At 58.2% G+C, this 14,763-nt stretch carries 15 protein-coding genes; 11 read left to right on the top strand and 4 right to left on the bottom strand.

Going from position 1 to position 14,763, the window contains the following annotated elements; translation table 11 throughout:
* Window positions 1–54 precede the first annotated feature (54 nt).
* The 3 genes from J7416_RS15365 (at window position 55) to rpsD (ending at window position 2,465) form a co-directional block, all read left to right on the top strand.
* Window positions 55–828 (top strand): hypothetical protein, encoded by a 774-nt coding sequence (locus J7416_RS15365; protein WP_209226027.1) that lies wholly within the window; start codon window positions 55–57, stop codon window positions 826–828.
* A 319-nt stretch (window positions 829–1,147) separates the two neighbouring features.
* The gene (locus J7416_RS15360) at window positions 1,148–1,645 is read left to right on the top strand and encodes a hypothetical protein (protein ID WP_209226025.1); all 498 of its coding nucleotides are present in this window, start codon (window positions 1,148–1,150) and stop codon (window positions 1,643–1,645) included.
* A gap of 199 nt (window positions 1,646–1,844) precedes the next feature.
* Window positions 1,845–2,465: a 30S ribosomal protein S4 gene (gene rpsD, locus J7416_RS15355; RefSeq protein WP_209226023.1), complete on the top strand. Its 621-nt coding sequence runs from the start codon at window positions 1,845–1,847 to the stop codon at window positions 2,463–2,465.
* Between the two features lie 54 nt (window positions 2,466–2,519).
* On the opposite strand, the gene J7416_RS15350 is transcribed toward rpsD, so the two are convergent.
* Window positions 2,520–3,401 (bottom strand): AraC family transcriptional regulator, encoded by an 882-nt coding sequence (locus tag J7416_RS15350; protein ID WP_209226022.1) that lies wholly within the window; start codon window positions 3,399–3,401, stop codon window positions 2,520–2,522.
* 149 nt (window positions 3,402–3,550) lie between these two features.
* Here J7416_RS15350 and J7416_RS15345 point away from each other — a divergent pair, with 149 nt between their 5' ends.
* Window positions 3,551–4,375, top strand: a complete 825-nt coding sequence (locus tag J7416_RS15345; protein WP_209226020.1) for an SDR family oxidoreductase — start codon at window positions 3,551–3,553, stop codon at window positions 4,373–4,375.
* Window positions 4,376–4,377: 2 nt separating this feature from the next.
* On the opposite strand, the gene J7416_RS15340 is transcribed toward J7416_RS15345, so the two are convergent.
* Entirely contained in the window at window positions 4,378–4,839 is a 462-nt protein-coding gene (locus J7416_RS15340; protein WP_209226018.1) for an Lrp/AsnC family transcriptional regulator, read from the bottom strand.
* Window positions 4,840–4,942: 103 nt separating this feature from the next.
* On the opposite strand from J7416_RS15340, the gene J7416_RS15335 reads away from it, so the two are divergent.
* From J7416_RS15335 to J7416_RS15320, 4 genes are all read left to right on the top strand, one after another.
* Window positions 4,943–6,358: an aminotransferase class V-fold PLP-dependent enzyme gene (locus J7416_RS15335; protein ID WP_209226016.1), complete on the top strand. Its 1,416-nt coding sequence runs from the start codon at window positions 4,943–4,945 to the stop codon at window positions 6,356–6,358.
* A 64-nt stretch (window positions 6,359–6,422) separates the two neighbouring features.
* A complete protein-coding gene (gene hisC, locus J7416_RS15330; protein ID WP_209226014.1) occupies window positions 6,423–7,508 on the top strand; it encodes a histidinol-phosphate transaminase in 1,086 nt (361 codons plus the stop codon).
* Entirely contained in the window at window positions 7,505–8,425 is a 921-nt protein-coding gene (locus J7416_RS15325; protein WP_209226012.1) for a prephenate/arogenate dehydrogenase family protein, read from the top strand. The genes hisC and J7416_RS15325 overlap by 4 nt, the downstream gene beginning before the upstream one ends.
* Window positions 8,422–9,270 carry an extensin family protein gene (locus tag J7416_RS15320; RefSeq protein ID WP_209226010.1) on the top strand — a complete coding sequence of 283 codons (849 nt, stop codon included), beginning with the start codon at window positions 8,422–8,424 and terminating at the stop codon, window positions 9,268–9,270. The genes J7416_RS15325 and J7416_RS15320 overlap by 4 nt, the downstream gene beginning before the upstream one ends.
* Here J7416_RS15320 and J7416_RS15315 read toward each other — a convergent pair.
* On the bottom strand, window positions 9,267–10,268 hold the full coding sequence (locus J7416_RS15315; RefSeq protein ID WP_209226008.1) for a DUF2125 domain-containing protein: 1,002 nt from the start codon (window positions 10,266–10,268) through the stop codon (window positions 9,267–9,269). The genes J7416_RS15320 and J7416_RS15315 overlap by 4 nt on opposite strands.
* A gap of 67 nt (window positions 10,269–10,335) precedes the next feature.
* Between J7416_RS15315 and J7416_RS15310 the strand changes: the two genes are divergently transcribed.
* From J7416_RS15310 to J7416_RS15300, 3 genes are all read left to right on the top strand, one after another.
* On the top strand, window positions 10,336–10,866 hold the full coding sequence (locus tag J7416_RS15310; RefSeq protein ID WP_209226006.1) for a gamma-glutamylcyclotransferase: 531 nt from the start codon (window positions 10,336–10,338) through the stop codon (window positions 10,864–10,866).
* 69 nt (window positions 10,867–10,935) lie between these two features.
* On the top strand, window positions 10,936–12,114 hold the full coding sequence (locus J7416_RS15305; protein WP_170423154.1) for a biopolymer transporter ExbB: 1,179 nt from the start codon (window positions 10,936–10,938) through the stop codon (window positions 12,112–12,114).
* 3 nt (window positions 12,115–12,117) lie between these two features.
* Window positions 12,118–13,818 carry a peptidoglycan -binding protein gene (locus J7416_RS15300; RefSeq protein WP_209226003.1) on the top strand — a complete coding sequence of 567 codons (1,701 nt, stop codon included), beginning with the start codon at window positions 12,118–12,120 and terminating at the stop codon, window positions 13,816–13,818.
* A 24-nt stretch (window positions 13,819–13,842) separates the two neighbouring features.
* On the opposite strand, the gene J7416_RS15295 is transcribed toward J7416_RS15300, so the two are convergent.
* Complete coding sequence (locus tag J7416_RS15295; protein WP_209226002.1) at window positions 13,843–14,730, bottom strand: YHYH protein; 888 nt, start codon at window positions 14,728–14,730, stop codon at window positions 13,843–13,845.
* Between the last annotated feature and the right edge of the window lie 33 nt (window positions 14,731–14,763).

The raw sequence follows: 14,763 nt of genomic DNA, 5'->3' as shown, positions 1-14,763 counted from the left end.
TTCATGCAGGCTTGACGGCATGCGCAAGGGGGCGATCTGTTTGGAAGATGTATTGTGAAGGTCCTCATTCATCAGGGGTTCCACAAAACTGGCACAACGACCCTGCAAAAGACGCTTGAGAAAAACCAGGACACTCTGAGGGATCAGGTAAACATCCTGTTGCCGAACGATCTACAGGGGGTCAGTCTGGCCGCTCGCCGTTATGCGATTGTTCCGAAAGAGAGGACGTTGCAGAACTTCGGCCTGAGAATGCGTCAAGCGCTTTTGCCTTTCGATGGTGCGGGGGACAAACCTCTGCTGATCAGCAACGAAGAGTTGTCGGGGTTGATCCCAGGGCGAAAGGGCGTGTGGACCTACGCGCAAACGCATGTGCTAAGCAGGGTTCTGCTGAACGAAGTCTTACGTTTGACGGGTGGGACGGATCGCATCATTTTTTTGTTTACGACCAGAACCGCGGAGGAATGGATCAAAAGCACCTATTGGCAGAACTTGCGCAGCCACAGAATTCGCGAAGATCTGGAGCAATATGGCCAGCAGCTGCAACGCGGCGCGGATCTTGAGGCGGTGGTAGCTCGGGTGACGGACGCCGTTTCGCCACAGGCCGAGGTTCAGGCAATCAACGTCTCGGCGCATGGCGCAAGGGATATGCCGCTGCTTAAGGCGCTTTCCACGGTGAACGTGCGATCAGACCACCTCAGGTGGATAGAGGATCGGAACGTCCAGCCCGAAGGGAGCGCGGAGTATTTTCTGAAATTGAACAGATCAGACATGAGCGATGCGGATGTTTCCGCTGCCAAGCGCGCCTATCTGAGTGGTTTGAAACGGTGACACTGGTTTCGGGTGGATCTTTGAAACATGCAATTTGAAGCCACCCAGACTATTGCGATGTCGAAGAATCGTTTGGCGTTATCATATTGATATCAGTGCTTTAGACTTCCGTTTTTTGATCAAGGATGCAAATTGGAGCTGTGTGATATTGCGGAGTTCTTGTTAAGGTTGTTTTTGGGCAAAACTGAAGTCTCATCATGATCTGACATAGCGGCAACAATTTCGTGATTGCTGCATTTACGTCTCTTTTACGCCAGATTCTGACCTGATAACACGGTGCCAGTGAGCAGTGATGTGTTGAAAGGTATGGGCGGTTGTAATGAGAGCCGGTTTTAACGGTCGTGTAGCGATTTCGTGGATGCAAACAGAGTTGGATGGGCTTGAGGCTGCGCCTCGGTCCTTTTTGAAAGTCGGCGCCGCTTGGTCGTGGCGTGGGCAGGCCGTATCTCTTCTTGAGGTCCACCAAGAGCTCGAGGTTTCGGGCAGTTCGAATGATCATTCTTCAAAGTTCGTGAACAAACTCGCGCCCTCGCCAGAGTCGCAGGGATCTGCGATGGGCACTGTTGTTCTGACCAATGGTGCGCAAGAATTTACAGCCTCGCTGTTCGTGGTGACGGGTGAGGCGGATCCGGTTCTTGTGTTCGACAACGGTTACCCGGCACGGGATCAGGAGTTCTGGGTCAGTGCCTTTACCGAGTACGAAGACAAGAGCACGTCTGTGCGCTCGGATCGCACGGTGGTTGCGTTTCCAATGCGGTCACCCGCGGTTGAGGGCTGGTCTGGACCTGTGAAGCGTGCAAACACGGCGGCCGACTAAGCCGTCACGCGAAATACCCTCAACCTCAGACAAAAACTCTTCGACCTTGTGTTGACTCTGCCCGCTTGGCGGATATAAGCGCGGCTTCATTGGTGTTGGTGGCCCCCGCAAGGGGATGCCTGTCATGGGGGAAACCTCAAGAGGACAACGCCCTTCATAGTGGCCCGCAGGGCCTCGACCTAAACGAAGGAGATCAGCCGTGACCAAACGCACGTCTGCCAAGTACAAAATCGACCGCCGGATGGGCGAAAACATCTGGGGTCGTCCGAAATCCCCGGTCAACCGTCGTGAATACGGCCCCGGCCAGCACGGTCAGCGCCGCAAGGGCAAGCTGTCCGACTTTGGTCTGCAGCTGCGCGCCAAGCAGAAGCTGAAAGGCTACTACGGCGACCTGACCGAAAAGCAGTTCCGCCGCATCTACGCCGAAGCCGAGCGTGTCAAAGGCGACACCGGTGAAAACCTGATCGGCCTGCTGGAACGCCGCCTGGACGCTGTTGTGTACCGCGCCAAGTTCGTTGCGACCGTTTTTGCAGCACGTCAGTTCGTGAACCACGGCCACGTCAAAGTGAACGGCAAGCGGGTCAACATCCCCAGCTACCGCGTCAAAGAAGGCGACGTGATCGAAGTGCGCGACAAGTCCAAGCAACTGGCTGTTGTTCTGGAAGCTGCTGCCCTGGCCGAGCGTGATGTTCCTGACTACATCGACGCGGACCACTCGAAAATGACCGCGACTTTCGTTCGCGCACCGGGCCTGAGCGATGTGCCTTACCCGGTCATGATGGAACCGAACCTGGTCGTCGAATTCTACGCGAAGAACTAATCTTCGCCGATATAGCATTCGGAAAGGCCGCGCATTTAGCGCGGCCTTTTTTGTTCAGGCAGCGCTGTGTGTACCTATATCCTGTCGTGGAGGCACACCGAACTTGCGCGAATACTCTCGGCTGAATTGCGTTGGGCTTTCATACCCGACCTCAAAAGCTGCCTGCGAAACGCTGAGCGTCGCGTGAGACAGAAGCCTGCGCGCTTCGAGCAGCCTGAGTTCCTTTTGGTATTGCAATGGCGATTTGGCAGTCACCGATTTGAAATGGGCATGAAAGGTCGAAACGCTCATCCCGGCGGTCTGTGCAAGGTCCGGCACAGAAAGCGACGTCTTGAAATCCGAACGAATAACTTCGATGACCCGCGCGATCCTGCTGGCGGCACTGTCGCGCCACAGCATTTGCCGCAACATCCCCCCATGATCCGCTTGCAGCAGCCGATAGTGAATCTCTCGACTGATCAACGGTGCCAATACTTGCGCATCCATTGCGTTTTGGCTGGCGTGAAACAGGCGGGCCATTGCGTCGACCAGGTCAGGAGTCGCCTTGGAAACAGCGAGGCTCTGGGCGGTTTCGACGTCAGCGGCGTTGGTTTCGTTGTAGACGCTCCGCAGAACGGACAAATCCAATGAGAAAACCAGACCCACATAGGGCGTCTCGCGGCTCGCCTCGGTGACGGACGCCATCACTGGAACCGAGTGGCTGACAATCAGAGAGTCACCTGCTCCGAAGTGTACCAGGCGATCCCCTATGCGCGTTTCTTTCTGTCCTTGTAGAACTAGGCAGACAATTGGCTCGTAGACCAGCGCCTGAAAGGATTTGCGCTTGACGTCGTGGACCAGCCCGAACCCGTCCAATGCTGTTGGGTAGAACTGCGCGTCTTCGGGTTCTCCACGCACTGCGCAGCAGATTTCGGAAATCAGATCAGCCTGTGTCATGTCACACATAGCATAATTCGCAGGCCCTATCGCAGCCAGAGAAAATCCCGGCGGTCAGAGAATTAGGCAGAAGTTGCGGAGAATCTGGCAGGCACGGCTTGGCGCAAGCGCCTATCTGTTTGTCAGGCTCATTTCAGCGGAGAAGGATCATGCCTCAGACAATCCTCATTACCGGCGCATCGTCGGGTATCGGAAAAGTCACAGCGGAATTGTTTCACAAGCAGGGTTGGAATGTCATTGCGACCATGCGCAGCCCTGAGAAGGAAACCGAGCTGACGCAGCTTGAGGACGTTCTGGTGACGCGCTTGGACGTGACCGATGAGGACTCGATCACTGCGGCTGTCCAAGAAGGGATCGCGCGATTTGGTCAGATAGACGCGCTTCTGAACAATGCGGGTTATGGTGCATATGGACCGCTCGAGGCCTTTCCGATGGACCGCATTCGTCGTCAATTCGACACCAACGTGATCGGTTTGCTGGCCGTGACCAAAGCCGTGCTGCCACATATGCGGGCCAATGGATCAGGCTGCATCGTTAACATCTCGTCCATTGGTGGACAGATCACCTTCCCGCTCGGGGCGCTTTACCACGGGACCAAATTCGCAGTCGAAGGGATATCGGAATCGCTGCACTACGAACTGGCTGCGGCTGGTATCAAGGTCAAAATCGTCGAACCCGGGCTGATCGCCACGGACTTCGGCGGTCGATCCTTTGATTTCGTGAACGACGAAAGCATGACCGAATATCAGCCCGTGGTTCAGGCCTTGTTCAGCACTTGGGGGTCTGAAGAAATGGCCTCGCGTACCTCGCCGCCCAGCCTCGTTGCTGATGTCATCCTGAATGCAGTCACGGATGGCACCGACATATTGCGCTATCGGGCGGGTGAGGATGCTGTTGAGTTCCTCGACAATCGCAAGGCACTGGATGATGCTGCGTTCATCGGTGGCATGAAAACGATGCTGGGGCTGTCCTGAGCTTAAATCGGCAGCGGTCGCCCTTCGGCGATCGCTTCCATCGCGAAATACGAGGTTACGCTGTCCAGTTCGACTTTCTCGATCAGGCGTTGATAGACCTTGTCATATGACGCCATATCCTCGGTCACGACTTTCAACTGATAGTCATAGTCGCCGCCGATCCTGTGAAAATCCACGACCTCGGGGATTGTCAGGACATGGCTGCGGAAAGCCTGCAACCATTCTGCGGAATGGTGCCGTGTCCGAAGCATTACAAACACCACAAGGCTAAGCCCCAGCTTCTCGCGCGCGATCCGCGCGGTTGATCCCGTGATGACGCCGTTTTCGTTCAGTGCTTTCAGGCGTCGCCAGCAGGCGTTTTGAGACAAGCCAACCCGGTCGGCCAGTTCGCGTTGGGAAAGTGTGGCGTCCGTCTGAAGCTCGCGCAGGATACGCTTGTCAATTTGATCTAATTTTTCTGTCATATTGCATCATATGACACAAAAAATCAGAAATCCATCCAAAGAAAGGTGAAGTTTTCGCGTCTCACCTCAATCATATTTGATAGTGCAATACGGAGCCTTACAGATGACCTTGTCCAAATTTCGCGCAGCACTCCAATCCACCACTCGCAATTCAAGCCTGCGCGACGGGCTGATCGGAGAGAATGTTCTGATCCCAGGTCTGAACGGGGACGTGCCGCTGGTCTACGCGGATTACGTCGCTTCGGGTCGTGCCATGCGGCAGGTAGAGGATTTTGTCGCCCATGAGGTGCTGCCTCTCTATGCCAACAGCCATACCGAGGCCTCCTATTGCGGGTCATACATGACCCGTCTGCGTCGCGAAGCGCGCGCAGAAATTGCCCGCATTGTTGGCGCGAGGGGCGACGATGCCGTGATCTTCACGGGGTCCGGTGCCACTGCGGGTCTTAACCGGCTGGTCAGTCTGATGGGAGTAGAGGGGGCTGACCGGCCGGTTGTCTTGATTGGGCCGTATGAGCATCATTCCAATATTTTGCCCTGGCGCGAAAGCAAGGCGCAGGTGATCGAAATCCCCGAGGCACCCGAGGGTGGCGTCGATATGGATGCTTTGCGGCAGGTGTTGCGGGACAATGCAGATTCGGATCTGATTATCGGATCGTTCTCGGCGGCGTCCAACGTGACCGGTATCATCACTGACCCGGACCCAATCACGCGCTTGCTTAAATCTCACGGCGCGGTTTCGATTTGGGATTATGCTGGCGGAGGACCATACCTGCCGATGGATATGGGGCCAGAGGATTCACGCAAGGATGCCATCGTGGTGTCTCCGCACAAGTTTCCGGGCGGGCCGGGTGCGTCGGGTGTTCTGATCGTGAACCAGAACGCGGTGCGCCGGACTTGCCCCAGCTGGCCGGGCGGCGGCACTGTCAGCTTTGTTTCGCCTTGGCGGCATGATTACAGCGAAGACCTTGCGACCCGCGAAGAAGCCGGAACGCCGAACGTGATTGGTGACATCCGCGCCGCCCTGGCCTTTATCGTCAAGGATGTCGTCGGCACGGATGAGATCGCCAAGCGCGAGGCGCAATTCAACAAGATGGCGCTGGACGGGTGGGGTGACAATCCGAACCTGACCTTACTGGGCACCGATAATCCGCACCGCTTGCCGATTTTCTCGTTTCTTGTTCGGGATAACTCGGGCCAGCCAGTGCATCAGCAACTGTTCACCCGGATGCTCAGTGACATCTACGGCATTCAGGCGCGTGGCGGGTGTGCCTGTGCGGGTCCGTACGCGCATCGCTTGCTGGGGATCGACCAAGAGACTTCCACCGAATTGCATGCCGCTTTGTCTGCGGGCGAGGAAATGAAGAAACCGGGTTGGGTCCGTCTGAACTTCTCGTATCTGATGAGTGAAGAGACAGTTCAATTCATCATCGACAGCGTCAATGACCTGTCCCGCCGGACCGAGGAATACGCGCCGTATTACAATGCCGACCCGGCAACGGCCCGCTTCAAGGCGGCGTGACGGAATTGCCGCTTTTCTCAACCCGTTGAGACAGGTATGAGGGGCTCCAACAACGGAGCCTCTTATGAACAAGATCACCCCGCAACCCGGCATTATGGACATCGCGCTCTATCAGGGCGGCCAGTCACATGTGGCCGGGGTCAAGCATGTGATCAAGCTGAGCTCGAACGAAAACCCGTTTGGCCCCAGCCCCAAGGCCATTGAGGCGGTGCGCGAAAGCGCCGCAACATTGCATCGCTATCCCAGCACCGACCACGCCAGCCTGCGCGCCGCGATTGGAGATCGGCACGGTCTTGAACCGGCGCGGATCATCTGCGGCGTCGGCAGTGACGAGGTGCTGCAATTCATCGCTCAGGCCTATGCAGGACCGGGGGATGAGGTGGTTTATACCGAGCACGGGTTTTCGATGTACCCGATTATCGCCCGCATGGCCGGTGCGACGCCTGTTATGGTGGCCGAACGTGACCGCCACGTTGATGTCGACAACATACTAGGGGCCGTAAACGGACAAACTCGCATCGTGTTTGTGACCAACCCGGGCAACCCAACCTCAACCATGATCCCCGAAGCGGAACTGGTGCGGCTGGCCGAGGCACTGCCGCAGACCTGTCTGATGGTAATCGACGGAGCCTATGCCGAGTTTGTCGATGGGTTCGACGGCGGCGCATCGCTGGTGGACCGGTTCGAGAACATGATCATGACGCGGACATTTTCCAAGGTTTACGGCCTGGGCGGAATGCGCGTCGGCTGGGGCTATGCGGCTCAGCCGATCATCGACGTGCTGAACCGGGTGAGGCAGCCGTTTAACCTGTCTTTGACGGCACTGGCGGCCGCAGAAGCTGCGGTGAAGGACGTGGAATTCCTGACTCACTGTCAGGCTGAGAACGCGCGCCTACGTGTCTGGCTTTCGGAAGAACTGGCCAAGATCGGGGTGCATTCGGATGCGTCCTGTACCAACTTCATCCTCGCCCGCTTCGCCGATCAGGCCGAGGCCGAGGCCTGTGATGATTACCTCAAAACCCAAGGTTTGATCGTGCGTCGCGTGGCGGGTTACAACCTGCCGAATGCCTTGCGGATCACTGTGGGCGATGAAGAAGCCTGTCGCCGTGTCGTGACGGCCATCACCGCGTTCAAAGGGGGCGCCGCATGAGCCAAGTTTACGACCGTGTTGCCCTGATCGGTTTGGGCCTGATCGCTTCGTCCATGTTCTGGGCGATCAAACGCGCGGGGCTTGCGGGCGAAGTGACCGGTTATGCCCGGTCGGAAGCAACCCGCGATACGGCCCGCCGTATCGGCCTGTGTGACCGCGTATGCGACACGGCGCAAGAGGCGGTTGAGGGAGCCGATCTAGTGGTTCTGTGCGTGCCTGTCGGTGCCATGGGGGAAGTGGCGGCCGATATCGCTCCAGTTCTGAAACCAGGTGCAACGGTGACGGATGTGGGATCGGTCAAGCGCCACGTGATCGAGGCGGTCTCACCTAACATCGCCGATGGCGTGCACTTCATCCCCGCACACCCGCTGGCGGGAACCGAACACTCAGGCCCAGAGTCGGGTTTTGCCGAGCTGTTCGATAATCGTTGGTGTCTGTTGGTTCCGGTTGAGGGCTCGGATATGGATGCGATCGCTCGGCTTCGCGCGCTTTGGGAAGGCATGGGCTCGAATGTGGATGAGATGGATGCGGATCACCACGACCTGGTTCTGGCCGTAACCTCGCACGCACCGCACCTGATCGCCTACACGATGGTCGGTGTTGCCGACGATTTGCGTCGGGTCACCGATACCGAGGTGATCAAGTATTCGGCGGCGGGTTTCCGGGATTTCACGCGTATCGCAGCTTCGGACCCGACCATGTGGCGCGATGTGTTCCTGACCAACAAGGATGCGACGCTCGAGATCCTCGGGCGTTTCACCGAAGAATTGTTCGCCTTGCAGCGTGCGATCCGCACCGGAGACGGTGAGCAGTTGTTCGACTATTTCACCCGCACGCGTGCGATCCGCCGTGGCATTATTGACGCAGGTCAGGATACCGATGCGCCCGACTTTGGGCGGGGGAAAGCAAACCCATGATACAGCGCTTGAGAGCCATCTTGATCGGAATTGCGGCGGCTTATGCCACCTCCGTTCAGGCTGGCGTTCTCGAGCAGTCGTTGATCCCCGTGGCCCGGCCGGACGCAGCGCTGGCACCGCGGCAACTGGCCTTTAGCAGCGCAATACCGCAATTGCCCACCTCGAACATCCGGCCCGAACTGCGTCCGGTTTCTGCTCAGGTTTTGGCGGTTGCAGCAAGGCCGTCTGACTTGCCCTTGCTCGGGCCGGACACGTCATTAATGCCTTACCTGCGCCCCAAAGCTCTTGAGCAGGAGGCGTTCTTCAAAAAACGCAGGCTGCGCAAAGGGTCGGTGTGCGGCGACATCAATATTCAGGGCAAGGCCGTCGGTCGAGTGCCCGGAAGGATCAAAGCCTGCGGCATCAAGGATGCCGTGCAGATCACATCGGTGTCGGGTGTGGCGCTGAGCCGCCCGTCGACAATGGACTGTGGTACGGCGATTGCGCTGAACAAGTGGGTCGACAAAACTGTAAAGCCAACGTTCAAACGGCGCGGGCCGGTGGTAGAGCTGCAGGTTGCCGCACACTATGCGTGCCGGACGCGCAACAACAAAAAGGGCGCGCGGATTTCCGAACATGGCAAAGGCCGTGCGATCGATATATCCGCATTCAAGATGGCGGATGGTGAGGTCGTGACCGTTCTGAACGGGTGGCGCAAGAACCCGTCCAAACGTCAACTGACCAAGATCTGGCGCGGGGCTTGCGGGCCGTTCGGAACCGTGTTGGGTCCAAACTCAGATCGGTATCACCGGGACCACTTCCATCTGGATACGGCCCGCCATCGCCGCGGGCCATACTGCCGCTAACGCAGGATCAAACGTGGTGCGGGTCCCAAGGGCAGCGGGCCGAGCGCGACGAACCCATCCCGGAAGTTCAATTGCAGGTCCAGCGCATTTGGATTGCCCCCAAGGCCTGCCATAAAGTTCAGCGCGCGCGTGACCGGGTCGACGGCCTGATCGGGCAGGGCCCCTGCAGCGTTGGCCATGGCGATCATATCACGCCAGTTTTCGGCTTTGATCGCGATCTCTCCGGTTGGAATACCCTGATGGTCTACATCCAGTTCGCCCGCCGCGAACAGACGCAAGGCACCCCATTTCATCTCGGCCAGGTTCAGGTCGATCTTGACCGGCTGCGGCCTGCTCTGCTCCAGGGCCGAGCGATCCCAGGGCTTGTTGAACGTGGCTATCATATCCAGCTCAAGCGTTTCGAACGCCTGCGGCAGGGTGGTCGCCGACCGCATCAAAGCGCGCAGGTCGTCGCCGGGGGTAAAGCCGTCAATCCGGGCCTTTACGGAATAGGCCACGGGGATTGGGGTCTGCTCCATCACCAGCGCCAGTGTATCGCCTCCGGCCTGGGGTTGGGCATCATCGGTGATTGACCATGCTCCGGCGGTCAGAGCCATCTTTTCCAGCACCAGTGCCACGCCCGGCTGCAGCTGTAGTTCGGCCTGCAGGTCGCTGGCCTCAATTGTGGCCGTCTGATCGTAGTAGGACAGGCGTTGGGGTGTGTCGGCAAAGCGCAGTACCTGCCGACCGGGCCAGATTGCCGGACTTTGGAATTCGATCCAATCGGCGCTCCAGGCGGTACCATTGACCGGGTCCGCCAGCGCCGGATTATTCAGGCGCGTGACATGGCGAAAGGGGTACCCAGCCGTTGAGACATCCGAAAAGTCCGCTTGCCAGCCGATGTCCTGCTGCTTGTCGAACCACGTTGTGATTGCATTGCGCAACCCGTACCCAGCGACGAACCAATAGGCGCTCCAGACAACCGTTACGAAAATGACGACTCGTATAAGACCGCGCATGGCAGTTGGCCCTTTTTCCCGCGTTGAATTTGATGTTTATAGGCCCAAACGGGCAAGGACCAGAGCTATGACGATGTGGGTTTTTGGATATGGATCACTGTTGTGGAATCCGGGCTTTCCGGTGGCGCGCAGCGAACACGCCACTTTGCACGGCTATGCGCGGTCTTTTTGCATGAGCTCAATCCATCATCGCGGGACCGAGGATCACCCCGGTCTGGTTCTGGCACTGGACGAACAGGCCGACGCGAACTGCAAGGGGCTGGCTCTTGCGGTTGAGGCGGGTCACGAAGACCGCACCCTGCACGAATTGCGCGAGCGTGAGCTGATTTCCTCGGCCTATGTCGAGAAGATGTTGGATGTGCAGTTGGTCAGTGGAGAAGTCGTCAACGCGGTCACGTATGTGATTGATGCTGATCACGTCCAATACTGCGGTGGTATGCCGCTGGAAGAGCAGGCACAGATCATCGCGCATGCGGTGGGCGGGCGCGGACCAAATACGGAATATCTGTATAACACCGCTGAACATCTGGCCGAGATCGACCTGCGCGATCCCGATCTTGAGTGGTTGGCGCAACGGGTGCGTGCCATTACCTCATAAACTCTTGGCGTCGTCGGCGGAATTTGGCTAGATTCAAGCCAGAGCAGGCAAAAACCAGGATACACGCGCATGGCGCAGGCACATCAGGGCGCGAGACCCCATTTCTCGCATCCCATCCGTCAGATTGTGATGATGTTGGTCGCAATTGCCTTGGCGGGTTTGGGCGTGTTCATGGCGCTGCCATATGTGTTGCCGGTATTTGAGGCTAACCCATACCTGAACGGGTTCATCATTCTGGTGTTCATAATCGGTGTGTTCGCCTGTTTTTATCAGGTCACGCAGCTGATTGGCTCGGTCCGCTGGATCGAAGCATTTGTAGGTGGCGTCGTGCGCGAAGACGCCCGCACACCGCAACTATTGGCGCCTCTGGCGTCGCTGCTGCGCGAGCGGGGCGCAAGGTCGCAGATCAGTTCCAGTTCGACACGGTCGATTCTGGACTCGGTTGCGGAACGCGTCGAGGAAGAGCGCGAAATCACCCGCTATATCACCAACGTCCTGATCTATCTTGGTCTTTTGGGAACGTTCTTTGGTCTGGCGACCACGGTTCCAGCCATTGTCGACACAATCCGCAGCCTGAACCCGCAAGAGGGCGAGGAAGGGCTGGCCGTGTTCAACCGCCTGATGGTGGGGCTCGAGTCCCAACTGCAGGGCATGGGCGTGGCGTTCGGATCGTCCCTGTTGGGGCTGGCCGGCTCTCTGATCGTTGGCCTGCTAGAACTTTTTGCGGGCCACGGACAAAACCGGTTCTATCGCGAGCTTGAGGAATGGTTGTCCTCAATTACGCGCGTGGGCTTTGCGTCGGCGGAAGAGGGCGGGGCAGAGATTGCGGTTTTGACGCCAGTTCTGGATGCCATGTCTGAGCAGATGGATGCTCTTCAGGATCTGTTTTCCGCGCAAGAGGCCGATCGCGCGACGGTTTCCGTCAAGTTGGGTCAGCTGGTCGACGCTATCGGCGAGATGAACGTGCGCCAGTCCGAAACAGAAGGCGTAACCGCCGCGCTGGAACGTGTGGCGCTTGGGCAGGATGCGCTGTTGGATCATATGCGCGAACAGGGCACGGGCGACGGCATTGATGCCGAAAGCCGGATGCGGCTGCGCTCGATGGACGTTCAGTTGCTGCGTATTCTCGAAGAAATCTCGGCCGGTCGTCAGGAAAGCATGAGCGAGCTGCGCAAGGACATCGAATTGCTGGTCAAAGCCCTGACATTACCCAGAGGCGCCGTACGCACCGCTCCGGAAGGAGAGTAACTCATGGCCCTGTCCCGCCGTACAGGTCAACGTTTCCAAGGCTCGGTCTGGCCGGGCTTTGTGGACGCGATCACCGGATTGCTGATGGTTCTGACCTTTGTTCTGACCATCTTCATGGTGGTTCAGTTCGTACTGCGCGAGACGATTTCCGGGCAAGAAGACGAGTTGACAGCGCTGTCGGATGAGGTTGCCGCACTGGTCGGTGCCTTGGGCCTTGAAGAGCGTGAAAACAACCGGTTGCAAGCGCGTCTCGGGGCGTTGAATGCGACTCTGTCGCAGACCGAGGATACTTTGGCACGTGCTGAGGTGGATCTGGCCTTGTCACAAGCCCGCATCACCGATTTCGAAGCGCAGGTGGCGGCGCTTCTGGCGGATCAGAACCGCGCGCGCAGCGCGATCTCGACGCTTGAGGCACAGCGCGAAGCGCTGTTGGACGAACAGCAGGCGCTGAACCTTGCGCTGGCACAAAGTCGGGCTGAGATTGACGAACAAGCCGAAGCGGCCCGTTTGGCGGCCGCACGCCGCGAGGCACTGGAAGCACTGGTTGCTGATTTGGAGCAAAGCGACGCGGCGCAGGCAAGCCGGATCGGCGAATTGGAAGATCAGCTCAGTGCGGAAGAGGCGGCAAGACTGGCCGAGGCCGCAGCCGCCGAGAACTTGCGCAACCGCCTGCAGGACGCTGATGCCGAGCTAACTGCAATGACCCTGGCGCTGGAGGCCCAGCGTAAAGAAGCCGAAGATACGCTGACCCTTTTGGCTGCAGCGCAGGCCGCTAGGGCCGAACTGGAACGCCAGTTTGGGGCCTTGGACACCGACGAACTGCAAGCGCAACTGCAGGCGGCCCTTGCCGCGCAAACCGAAGCTCAGGCTGAGGCGCAAACACAACGCTCGCTGGCGGAAGAGCGCGCGACTCTTTTGGCCGTGGCTCGCGAAGCAATCTCGGCCGAGCAGGCGATTTCCGCAAAGGCGCAGCGCGAAACAGCCTTGCTGAACCAACAGATGGCGGCGCTGCGTCAGCAGCTTGGTGGGTTGCAAGCTATCCTGGATGACTATGAAGAGCGCAACGCAGCTGCGGACATCCGCATTCAAAGCCTTGGGCAGGACTTGAACGCCGCCCTCGCCCGCGCGGCCTCGGAAGAGCGTCGCAGACGTTTGCTGGAAGAGGCCGAACGCGCCCGGCTGGAAGCCGAGGCCGAGGCCTTGTCTGGTCAGAACCAGGAACTGGCAGCCCAAGCCGAAGATCTGCAACGCTATCGTTCAGAGTTCTTTGGTCGTTTGCGCGATGTACTGGGCGACGAAGAGGGGGTTCGCATCGAAGGCGACCGGTTCGTGTTCTCGTCCGAGGTTCTGTTCGACACCGGTTCCGCAGTCCTGTCACCGGTGGGGCAGCAAGAGGTTGCTAAAGTCGCTGCGATCCTTCGCAGTGTGGCTGCCGAAATCCCCGAAGGCTTGAACTGGGTGATCCGGGTCGATGGCCATACGGATAACGTGCCGCTGGCCGGATCAGGCCGGTATCGTGATAATTGGGAGCTGAGCCAGGGACGTGCTTTGTCGGTTGTGCGCTATATGGTTGACGCACTGGGTATCCCGCCAAATCGACTGGCTGCGAACGGGTTCGGTGAGTTCCAGCCGGTCAACCCGGCCGACACGCCGGAGGCCCGCGCGCAGAACCGGCGGATCGAGCTGAAACTCACCGAAAGATAAAATTTCACTCGTTAAACATACAGATCAGCGGCGCCCAAACCGAAAGCTGTTATCCGGCGTGCCCGCGAAACAGCGTGGGATAACCGGATAGTCTTCGGTCAAAAAGTAAGCATATGTTCCCGATGGATATTCGGGCGAAACAGTAAAGGCTCCGTTACACGCATCCAGGTTTCCGGAACCTGCAACATAGGCATAGTCTTCGTTGAACGTGCCATCATGCTTTCCGCCCGGCGCATCGCCGCCCGGCCGGTTGCCCGCTTTCAGCCGGTACGACGATGTCATTTGTTCGACTTTGCCATCCACGACGCCAGTCATTGCGTAGATCGGAAAACCGTCCGCTGCATACCCGATCAACGGAGAGTGACGGTTTGGCGCATAGTCCAGCAGTTCGATCAAACCGGTGGGTATGCCGTGGTAATGGTACTTTCCGTTGGGCTGCACATGGGCAAAATTCTCATCCAATCCCAAGGTCACCGCACCTCCAAGAGCATTATAGGACCAGCCCGAGTTCGGATCACCGTGCCAGAATTCGGCGGCCAGCGGGTCGAACACCACGCCGTTCAAAGACACGCCAAAGTTCCAGCCCAATTCAAGTGGCGTGACTGTACCGGCGGAGTTGGGGTTGGGCGATATTTTCAAGCTGACATTCTGCTGCGAAATGCTGTGTGGATTGCCTCGGTTGGGAAAACGTCCAACAAGGTGGTCGGGAATCCCATTGGCCGTCACTCTCAGACTGTTGCGGCTCTCTGATATCTCGGTCCGGCTCGTTCCGGGATCAACCGTTGCGGGCTGCAAACGCAGGGGCTGGGTTTGGGTTTCGTCATGGTATCGAAATCTGTGCTGCGCGGTGGCGATGGCGGCTATGGTCGACAGAGCGAACGCAGCACTCCAAATGGCAACAGTTTTGGTCATCAAAATCCCTTTCGCATTTCAACCTGTAGAATT

This window comes from Ruegeria sp. R14_0 (assembly GCF_017743975.1).
Lineage (GTDB): Bacteria > Pseudomonadota > Alphaproteobacteria > Rhodobacterales > Rhodobacteraceae > Ruegeria.
This window is presented reverse-complemented; position numbering and strand designations above follow the sequence as displayed.

Coding starts and splice junctions, on each gene's coding strand:
- hisC (WP_209226014.1), top strand. CDS start 6,423: ATGAACAAGATCACCCCGCAACCCGGCATTATGGACATCGCGCTCTAT.
- J7416_RS15340 (WP_209226018.1), bottom strand. CDS start 4,839: ATGACAGAAAAATTAGATCAAATTGACAAGCGTATCCTGCGCGAGCTT.
- J7416_RS15325 (WP_209226012.1), top strand. CDS start 7,505: ATGAGCCAAGTTTACGACCGTGTTGCCCTGATCGGTTTGGGCCTGATC.
- J7416_RS15320 (WP_209226010.1), top strand. CDS start 8,422: ATGATACAGCGCTTGAGAGCCATCTTGATCGGAATTGCGGCGGCTTAT.
- J7416_RS15310 (WP_209226006.1), top strand. CDS start 10,336: ATGACGATGTGGGTTTTTGGATATGGATCACTGTTGTGGAATCCGGGC.
- J7416_RS15315 (WP_209226008.1), bottom strand. CDS start 10,268: ATGCGCGGTCTTATACGAGTCGTCATTTTCGTAACGGTTGTCTGGAGC.
- J7416_RS15295 (WP_209226002.1), bottom strand. CDS start 14,730: ATGACCAAAACTGTTGCCATTTGGAGTGCTGCGTTCGCTCTGTCGACC.
- J7416_RS15350 (WP_209226022.1), bottom strand. CDS start 3,401: ATGACACAGGCTGATCTGATTTCCGAAATCTGCTGCGCAGTGCGTGGA.
- J7416_RS15345 (WP_209226020.1), top strand. CDS start 3,551: ATGCCTCAGACAATCCTCATTACCGGCGCATCGTCGGGTATCGGAAAA.
- J7416_RS15305 (WP_170423154.1), top strand. CDS start 10,936: ATGGCGCAGGCACATCAGGGCGCGAGACCCCATTTCTCGCATCCCATC.
- J7416_RS15300 (WP_209226003.1), top strand. CDS start 12,118: ATGGCCCTGTCCCGCCGTACAGGTCAACGTTTCCAAGGCTCGGTCTGG.
- J7416_RS15360 (WP_209226025.1), top strand. CDS start 1,148: ATGAGAGCCGGTTTTAACGGTCGTGTAGCGATTTCGTGGATGCAAACA.
- J7416_RS15335 (WP_209226016.1), top strand. CDS start 4,943: ATGACCTTGTCCAAATTTCGCGCAGCACTCCAATCCACCACTCGCAAT.